Raw genomic sequence first — 7914 nt, 5'->3', positions numbered from 1 at the left:
AAAATTTAGGCTTTATTTTTCAAGACTATAACTTACTTGATTCTCTAACAGTTCGTGAAAATATTTTATTACCTTTAGCCATTTCAAAAGTGCCTGCAGCAGATATTCGTAAACGTGTGGATGAGATTGCGCGTGTATTTGGTATTAAAACTTTATTTGAGAAGTATCCGTATCAAATATCAGGTGGGCAAAAGCAACGTACAGCAGCAGCTCGTGCATTAATTACACAACCAGCACTGATTTTGGCAGATGAACCAACGGGTGCGCTTGATTCGAAATCAGCAATCGATTTACTTGAAAGTTTAAGTCGTTTGAACGAAGAGAAAGGTTCGACGATTATGATGGTGACACATGATGCATTTGCAGCGAGTTTTTGTCAGCGTATTCTCTTTATTAAAGATGGTCGATTATCGCATGAGTTACATCGTGAACAACAGACGCGTAAACAATTTTTCCAGCAGATTTTAGCATCTGTTGGTAGTATGGGCGGTGAGATGGATGACATTATTTAGTCTCGCACGTAAAAATATTCGTCGTAATCTATCGCAATATAGTTTATATATTGCTTCTATGGTTTTTAGTATTGCCATTTACTTTACGTTTGTGACGATGAAGTATAACGAGACCATTACAGGAGAAGTAGAAGCTTCTAAGAAAATTGCATCCATCATGTCAAGTTCGTCTGTCGTACTACTCGTATTTGTGACGATTTTTATATTCTATTCAAATGCTTTTTTCATGAAAAAAAGAAAAAAAGAAGTAGGATTATACGCACTACTGGGTGTGCGTAAAAGACAAATTGGCTTTTTACTCTTTTTCGAAAATTTATTATTAGGAATCATATCCCTTATTTTCGGTATTTTCTTTGGTTTTTTAGCTTCTAAATTATTTTTATGGATGTTATTAAAAATGATGGATTATCAAGCTGTAGCGCATTTTACCTTATCAATAGACGCCGTTATCAATACAGTTTGTGTTTTTCTTATCTTATTTTTAATCACATCTATTCAAGGCTATCGTGTGGTATATCGATTCCAACTGATTGAATTATTTCATGCAGAAAAACAGGGAGAAAAAGTACCTAAGCCGAATGTTTGGTTGGCATTACTTGGAGCTAGTTTAGTAGGTATTGGTTATTATATCGCACTAGCTAATATGATGACATCACCAGTGTGGAAGTATCTGAGTGCTGCAGCACCGCTTATTATTTTAGCTTGCGTTATTATTGGGACATATTTAATCTTCCATTCTTTCATTGGGTACTGTTTAAAGATGATTAAAAAATCAGAAGGATTCATCTGGCAAAATTTAAGACTTTTAACTGTTTCGCAGCTACTCTATCGTATTCGAGGTAATGCACAAACCTTAACTGTTATTGCAGTATTAAGTGCTACAACGATTACAGCAGGGGGCGCTGTTTTCGGTCTATACTACAATACAAAATCGACAGTTCAACAAGCAGATCCCTTCACGTATATGTATGTTGAAACAAAAAATACACCAAAACTCAATCAAAAAAGCGAGTCATTTCATATTCTTTATACAGAATTTGATGCGAAAGAGTTATCAGATGCTTTTGGTCCTTATGGAAAAAGAAATTATACAGTGATGGCAGTAGATACGTACAATCAATTGGCGCGTTTAGTAGATAAGCCAACTATTGAAGTGGTAGGAAAAGAAGCAGTTATCATTGATCCAAGTTACGATGAGCGCTATTCACCTGACTATAAAGAGAAACAATTAGATGCTATGAAAGTGAAGCAATCATTACGTTTAAAAGATGTTACAAAAGAAAATGTATTAAACAGTTCTATTGCCTATACGACATTAATTGTGACACCAGACGTATTTAAACAGTTGCAAAATACAAGTGAGAAAATGACAGTTCATGCAGTAATTGAACCGAATTTGACAGTAGTAGAGGCAAAGAAAATTCAAGATAAAATGCCAGAAGATGCACGTTTTTCTAGCTATCCGATTGATGTGAAACAGAACATGGAGAGTGTCGGCATTATCTTATTTGTAGGTAGTTTCTTAGGATTTGTATTTTTACTTGCAACAGGCAGTATTATCTACTTTAAGATTTTAACAGAGGCAGAAGCAGATAAAGGGCAGTTTATGATTCTTCATAAGATGGGTATCAGTATGAAGAGTATGAAACATTCGATTGCAGCACAAGTGGGCGTCATTTTCTCTGTCCCATTAATTGTTGGTCTGATTCATAGTGCAGTCGCTTTAAAAGCCATCTCAAGTGTACTTAATATGAATATTTTTGTACCTGTATGTATTTGGATGGGTATTTATAGTGTGATTTATGCCGTTTATTATGCATTCACTGTGAGAGCCTATACCACTATCATGAAAAGAACAATTCGAAGCGAGGGATGAATGCGAACCCAATTATTCTGCCAGTGCTAATTCGTTGAAAAGAACATCTGTTCCTATTATGGTGTTCGAAAAAAGGAGGTGTCTGTCATGTCACATAAAGCGTATAAATTCCGTATCTACCCAAATAAAGACCAACAAGCGTTCATACATCAAACACATGGGCATTGTCGTTTTGTTTACAACCATTTTCTTGAGTTGTGGAATACTTCTCGAACAAGGTGTGCATAATCAGGTGTACATCGCGATGATTGTCTATTGTCTGCATGTGCTGGCGCAGTTGAACACAAACAGTTCAAAAACGTACTTGAAAATCAGTCGTTTATTAAAAGCAGCGCCTTGGAAATCGGCTCATCTATGGATTCGAAAAATCACAGGAAAAGCTGTTCCATAAGGGTTTAACCACTTCTGTCGCACTAGTCAAAGGTTATAGTGAAAAAATGGATGATTACTACCTTTGTTCCAGTGTCTTCGTTTTTCTTCTAAAATGGAAAAATAAAAAAACGGAATATTGTGTCAAAATTTATGCGACGCTAGTGAGTTCAAATAAAAAATATATCAGTAGCAGCAATTTCATTACCTCAACACAACAAAATATTTAAATAGAAAATAAGAAACCACCCGTCTTCACGGATGGTTTTTATATCCGATAGATTGTCAAATTAACTGCACCACCTGATATTCAAATGCTTCCTGCGTGGTGTTCCAGTTGAGGCACTTTCTTGGTCGATTGTTGATCAATGAAAGTGCTTTTTCTATTTTTGATGGTGTTAGTTGTCCCAAATCCATTCGTTTTGGGAAAAATTCGCGTAAAAGACCATTACTATTTTCACTCGTGCCACGTTGCCATGGCGCGTACGGATCAGCGAAGTAAATTGGGATGCCGTACTGTTTTTTGATGTCGGCGTAACAGCTAAATTCTTTTCCTCGAGCCGTCGTAAACGTTTGAAAACATGGTCTTGGATAACGCGAAATGAGCTGTTCAATCGCCCACTTCATCGATTGCGCCGAGCGATTCGGTATTTGAATGCCGACATAGAAACGTGTTTTTCGCTCGGCGAATGTCGCGATACATCCTTTCGTACCGCGTGCTGAAACGACGGTATCTAATTCCCAATGGCCAAACGTTTCACGTGGTGCCTGACGTTTTCCTTTTTGGCGAAGCACTTGAAGCGTCACGTGAAGTTTCCCTGAATAAAGCCAGCGATAAATTGTTTTGAAAGATAATTTGCCTTGAAACAAGGAACCGACAATCTGTTCAGGAGACCATGTCGCTTTTAGTTTTTCTTCGATAATTTTACGCAGTTTGTCGGTAAACTTTGAACGCGCACCACATTTTTTCTTCTGCGCAGCCGCGTGCCATTGCGCCTTTTCAGCTGACCATTCATTCAATCGCTTTAATTCACGAGAAATCGTTGTATGAGAACGGTTGAGATGACACGCAATGGCACGACAAGAGTACCCTAATCCTTTTAAAACCTCTATTTTCGAACGTTCAGATATGGTAAGATGATAATAGCTCATTCAATATGGCCCCCTGTTGATTTTGGTGTAGGAACTTTAATTATACAGGTTCATATTGAATGGGTCTTTTTTATTTATTTTGAGTGGTGCACTTAATATTACAATTCGTCATCCCTATAAAAATAATCAAAGTATGTATGATCTCTTTTTATTCGCCTAATTCTTTAATTGTAATGATTTCATTTTCTGAATTGCTATTTAACAAATAGTATAAATCTTGACCATTTCTCCAAAGAGAAACTAGACAAAGTATATAAATAATTACTTTATAGCTTTTGATTTTTCTACTAAAGAATAAAATTATTGGAATTAAAATCAATCCAAACGGCGAGATAAAATAACTTATAACGCTTATTAAACATATGACTAGAAAACCCTTTGAAATTAAGCTTTTAGACGTTTCTACTAATTCAATTTTTTCTGTTTCAACTAAATCATTTTGAAAAAAAAACTATCTAACGATACATCATAAAGCGCGCTTAACAAGCGTAAATTATCTATATCAGGGTAACTTCTGCCATTTTCCCATTTTGATATTGCCTGGCGTGAAATATTTAATTGCTCAGCTACATATTTCTGTGAATAACCATATTCTAAACGTAATTCTTTCAAGCGTATCATTAAGCTATCTTCTAACTCTTGATTCATAAGATTCCTCCAATCATATAGATGTACACTCACTTATCATTTTACATTATTTAACCTATGAAAATTGATAAATATAAAAATTAAGTTCTTTTTATACAATTACTGGAGGTGAAAGAGGAACTAATAGTTTCCTTTTATGGAGGAAACCAGCAGTTTCTCTTTGTTTATAAATATTTTATGCTATTATGATTTCAGAGACGAAGGGCCCTCACCTCTTTAAATTACCAAATTATAAAAATATTCATTTAATTTTAATCCTATTTCAAAAATTTTTAATAAGAAAGAGAATTTAAAAATGTTTAAAAAATTATTAGCATTAACAATTTTCACAAGCACCTTGACACTACCGCTTTACCAAGCAAATGCTTCAACTAACGTTAATCCGACATTTGATAACAATGACGTTTTAAATAGTAATGAATTAGAAGCTATTCGAAACTCTGAGGAAGAATATACAATTCCTCTAACATATGAACAAGCTGTTGACAGCTGAAATGACAAATAAAACTATCACAGAAGTTAAAGGAGAAAATCCAGAAAAATCAAATGTCAGAATGCTAGCTTCTACAGCAGCTGCGTCTGGTAATGTATGTGGTTGGCAAGAAACGAGTACCAATGTGACCGTGAAAAGTAGTACACAAAAATTAATTGTAATCCTTAAATCATGTCGTAATGGCTCTTTTGGTTGGATAGAGAAAAAGAAAAAACCTATGTTACAAGAATTTAAAGCTTCTGGCGGAAAATCATTTGCAGGAACTATAAAGGTAGATCTTAATGACAATGGCTTCTATTATGTTGCTAACGGTAATTTCTATAATGGTACTACGGTAACTCATTCTGGAACGACAGGTGTTACAACAGTTTTCACAGCTACGTACAACGTTGCTGCAACATCTAATCACTATGCCTCAATCTATACAGGATTAAAATGGAGAAAAGTGACTAATTAAAATTGATAAGGAGGTTCATCAGATGTGTAATAAATTTATAAGTATTTTTGTTTTGAGCGTATTATTGTTAATAACAGGTTGTTCTTCAAATACTGCGAAAGAAGATACTATAACTACCAACTTGAAAATAGCTACAATTGGCGCGCCTCCTTCATTAAATGCTGACCAAGTAAAATTTGAAAACATTCAATTAGAGGATTTAAAAAAGACTACTGATAATATCTCTGGAAATTATAATGCTGTCTTTATTATGCCTGAATTTTTAAGTCCTGCTTCTGCAGATAAATACATCTCTGCATACGAAGAGTTGAAAATTCCCATCTTTTTCATTGAATCAAAAAAAGATGAATTACCTTTTATTAATGAAGATGTTTCTTATGAAAATGCGCCAGTTGTAAATTCAAGTAATAATTTTGCAACTGGGTATCTAAATAAATCTTCAAACCAAAAAGAAGTCTCTTACGTCACATGGAAATATCAGCTATCTAAAAATGTAAATAAAAAAGATGCTATACAAAAAGTTTATACGCAAATTTTTGAAACGATCAGCGATGTTCAATTAGAAAAATAAATCACATTAGAAAAGGGCTGCAATGGGCTATTCAATCCTATTGCAGTCCTATTCGTTCACCAAATTTTAGGTTATTTTGTTGGTTGGATATACGGAACAATTGGTGTAGTTACTCCTACAGATGCTCCACGAATAAATTCTTTACCTATCAATTTATTAAAACTTTCAGTACGACCTGTTAGCATAACGCCTAATATAGTAACTTCATCAAATGGTTTGTTTTCATTTCTTCGACAATGTTTCAAATGCGCCAGCTTCTGCTTGAAAAGAAAAAGCAGGAGCTGAGCGAGTACAAGGCGATTTATATGATTAAGGATTACTTTCTGTTATTCTTTCGAGCAATGGCAGCTAGCGCAGAAGAACTGGTGAACATCCTTCATCGCCTGTATCAGCTGCTTTCAAAAAACGGTCGTAAGTGTCATCGCTCTAAGAAAATGACGGTTTTTGATATTTTAGGTGTTGTGTACGAAACGACGATGAAGCCGAGACAAGCTGCCTAGCGAAAAAATGCTTTTTTAGGGGGCTAATTTGGCATGTCTATTTTTTGTGCATGGGCTGGTCGCCATGTAAAAACAATTCAAGTCTAGCTAGTTTCGTTGTTAGCTTGATGGGTATGGGGTAGTTTCTTAGGTTTTGTATTTTTACTCGCAACAGGTAGTATTATTTATTTCAAAATTTTAACGGAAGCAGAAGCAGATAAAGGGCAGTTTATGATTCTACACAAGATGGGTATCAGTATGAAGAGTATGAAACGATCGATTGCAGCACAAGTGGGTGTGATTTTCTGTGTCCCATTAATTGTTGGTTTGATTCATAGTGCAGTCGCTTTAAAAGCCATCTCAAGTGTACTAAGTATGAATATTTTTGTGCCTGTATGTATTTAGATGGGTATTTATAGTGCGATTTATGGAGTTTATTATTTGTTCACTGTGAGAGCCTATACCACTATCATGAAAAGAACAATTCGAAACGAGGGATGAATGTGAAAAAAGGTTGGTTTATTTTTTTAGTGATTATCGTGGTCTTAGCAGGGGCAAGTTATGCCGTCTTAACACTTGATTTTAACCGTTTTAATAAAGAGCGTTACTATATTCAAATTACACAAGATGGTGAAAAAATAGAGGACCGTCTAGATAATGGCGAAACAATGATTCGCTACGGTTATAAAGGTGATGCGGTAAATGATGAAGGAAAGCATAAAGAGCTTGAGTTTTCAGCAGATAAACAATTAAGAAAAGGTGCCTATTTAATGCTCTATGTAAATAAAGAGGGTGAAGTGACCTCTTATGATGAAGTGAGTAAAAAAGATATGCCAAAAGAAGCTTCTTAATTTTAGTACTACCATTCCATAAGAAATGAGGGAGATTTATGTTAATTACCGCAGTAATTTTTATTACATCCGCCTTAGTTTTTTATACAGTTGGTGTATGGTCTGAAAAAATTCAAAAAATCTTAAAATCCTGGCATGTAGTAGTTTTCTGGCTCGGGCTTGTATGTGATACAGTTGGAACTACTTTAATGGGGCGTATGGCATCAAGTGGCTTCATCTTTAGTTTCCATGGAATTACCGGTTCAATCGCCATCTTATTAATGCTATTCCATGCCATCTGGGCGACAGTCGTTCTTGTTAAGAAAAACGAAGACATGATGGCGAAATTCCATAAATTTAGTATCGTTGTGTGGGTTATTTGGTTAATCCCATATATTTCAGGTATGATTTATGGAATGACAACAGAATTATAAGAAGAAGAGTGAGGATACCAATTCTCACTCTTTTTTATATGGAGGTAACAAACAGTTAGAATAAATATATAAATATCTATAAAAAACTATTGG

The 7914-nt window shown here is 34.9% G+C and carries 9 protein-coding genes and 4 pseudogenes; 11 read left to right on the top strand and 2 right to left on the bottom strand.

What is annotated here, in order from left to right:
• The 4 genes and pseudogenes from KGI01_RS12955 to KGI01_RS12940 form a co-directional block, all read left to right on the top strand.
• On the top strand, positions 1-512 hold a 512-nt coding region (locus KGI01_RS12955), incomplete at its 5' end, for an ABC transporter ATP-binding protein (protein WP_141275029.1).
• Positions 499-2388: an ABC transporter permease gene (locus tag KGI01_RS12950; RefSeq protein WP_141275028.1), complete on the top strand. Its 1890-nt coding sequence runs from the start codon at positions 499-501 to the stop codon at positions 2386-2388. The genes KGI01_RS12955 and KGI01_RS12950, both read left to right, overlap by 14 nt.
• Positions 2389-2475: 87 nt before the next feature.
• Positions 2476-2592: pseudogene (locus KGI01_RS12945) on the top strand (helix-turn-helix domain-containing protein); the annotation flags it as partial.
• 7 nt (positions 2593-2599) lie between these two features.
• A pseudogene (locus tag KGI01_RS12940) lies at positions 2600-2779 on the top strand (IS4 family transposase); the annotation flags it as partial.
• Positions 2780-3042: 263 nt separating this feature from the next.
• Here KGI01_RS12940 and KGI01_RS12935 read toward each other — a convergent pair.
• Together KGI01_RS12935 and KGI01_RS12930 are read right to left on the bottom strand one after the other, a co-directional pair.
• On the bottom strand, positions 3043-3909 hold the full coding sequence (locus KGI01_RS12935; protein ID WP_141275026.1) for an IS30 family transposase: 867 nt from the start codon (positions 3907-3909) through the stop codon (positions 3043-3045).
• Between the two features lie 429 nt (positions 3910-4338).
• Positions 4339-4557 carry a helix-turn-helix transcriptional regulator gene (locus tag KGI01_RS12930; protein WP_218026253.1) on the bottom strand — a complete coding sequence of 73 codons (219 nt, stop codon included), beginning with the start codon at positions 4555-4557 and terminating at the stop codon, positions 4339-4341.
• A gap of 295 nt (positions 4558-4852) precedes the next feature.
• Between KGI01_RS12930 and KGI01_RS12925 the strand changes: the two genes are divergently transcribed.
• The 7 genes and pseudogenes from KGI01_RS12925 to KGI01_RS12890 all read left to right on the top strand — a co-directional run bounded on the left by KGI01_RS12925 (position 4853) and on the right by KGI01_RS12890 (position 7821).
• Positions 4853-5050 (top strand): hypothetical protein, encoded by a 198-nt coding sequence (locus KGI01_RS12925; protein WP_141275025.1) that lies wholly within the window; start codon positions 4853-4855, stop codon positions 5048-5050.
• A complete protein-coding gene (locus KGI01_RS12920; RefSeq protein ID WP_141275024.1) occupies positions 5040-5507 on the top strand; it encodes a hypothetical protein in 468 nt (155 codons plus the stop codon). The genes KGI01_RS12925 and KGI01_RS12920 overlap by 11 nt, the downstream gene beginning before the upstream one ends.
• A gap of 22 nt (positions 5508-5529) precedes the next feature.
• Entirely contained in the window at positions 5530-6078 is a 549-nt protein-coding gene (locus KGI01_RS12915) for a hypothetical protein (protein ID WP_141275023.1), read from the top strand.
• Positions 6079-6305: 227 nt separating this feature from the next.
• Positions 6306-6578 (top strand): annotated as a pseudogene (locus tag KGI01_RS12905) (IS4 family transposase); the annotation flags it as partial.
• A 135-nt stretch (positions 6579-6713) separates the two neighbouring features.
• A pseudogene (locus tag KGI01_RS14170) lies at positions 6714-6962 on the top strand (FtsX-like permease family protein); the annotation flags it as partial.
• Between the two features lie 98 nt (positions 6963-7060).
• A complete protein-coding gene (locus tag KGI01_RS12895) occupies positions 7061-7408 on the top strand; it encodes a YxeA family protein (protein WP_255314796.1) in 348 nt (115 codons plus the stop codon).
• A gap of 38 nt (positions 7409-7446) precedes the next feature.
• Positions 7447-7821: an HsmA family protein gene (locus tag KGI01_RS12890; protein WP_141275020.1), complete on the top strand. Its 375-nt coding sequence runs from the start codon at positions 7447-7449 to the stop codon at positions 7819-7821.
• The last annotated feature ends 93 nt before the right edge of the window (positions 7822-7914 follow it).

Origin of the sequence: Kurthia gibsonii (assembly GCF_006539985.1) — a bacterium.
Lineage (GTDB): Bacteria > Bacillota > Bacilli > Bacillales_A > Planococcaceae > Kurthia > Kurthia gibsonii.
The sequence above is the reverse complement of the archived record's forward strand: the minus strand, read 5'-3'. Positions and strand labels throughout refer to the sequence as shown.